This is a genomic window from Geminicoccus flavidas (assembly GCF_009806515.1).
Taxonomy (GTDB): domain Bacteria; phylum Pseudomonadota; class Alphaproteobacteria; order Geminicoccales; family Geminicoccaceae; genus Geminicoccus; species Geminicoccus flavidus.
In genome coordinates this window covers 1-389 of record NZ_WUJP01000782.1, presented here as the reverse complement: position 1 = coordinate 389, position 389 = coordinate 1, and the positions used below count along the sequence as shown (strand labels likewise).

General features: G+C 74.0%; 1 pseudogene. It reads right to left on the bottom strand.

The window, feature by feature from the left end:
• Window positions 1-52 precede the first annotated feature (52 nt).
• Window positions 53-389, bottom strand: a pseudogene (locus tag EQG76_RS22495) (adenine nucleotide alpha hydrolase); the annotation flags it as partial.

Here is a 389-nt window from a genome sequence, read left to right as displayed (position 1 = left end):
CGGTGCCGGACGGGCCGGATCGTTTCCCCAGCGGGGACAATCCGCCATCCGCTCAGCGCAGGAACGCCGATCCCTGGCGATAGGGCCGCAGGCCCAGCAGTCGCCTGCCCGCGGCCTCGGCGAGCCCGGCGGCATGGGCCAGGGCCCGTGCTGCGCGCTCATCTGCCGGATCGAGCCGGCCCAACTCGATTACCGCACCGTCGCGGGTGATCCGGCAGCGGATCGTCGTGCCTGCGGGCAAGAGGTCGGCCAGCTCGCGCTCCACCCGGTCGACAAACGCCAGATCCCCGGCGTCGATCGCGATCCCGGTCTCGATGCGGCTGGCAAGGCAGGGCTGGGCCGGCAGCTCCGCCAGGTCGCCCAGACCGTGCCGGGCCGCAAGCCGGCGG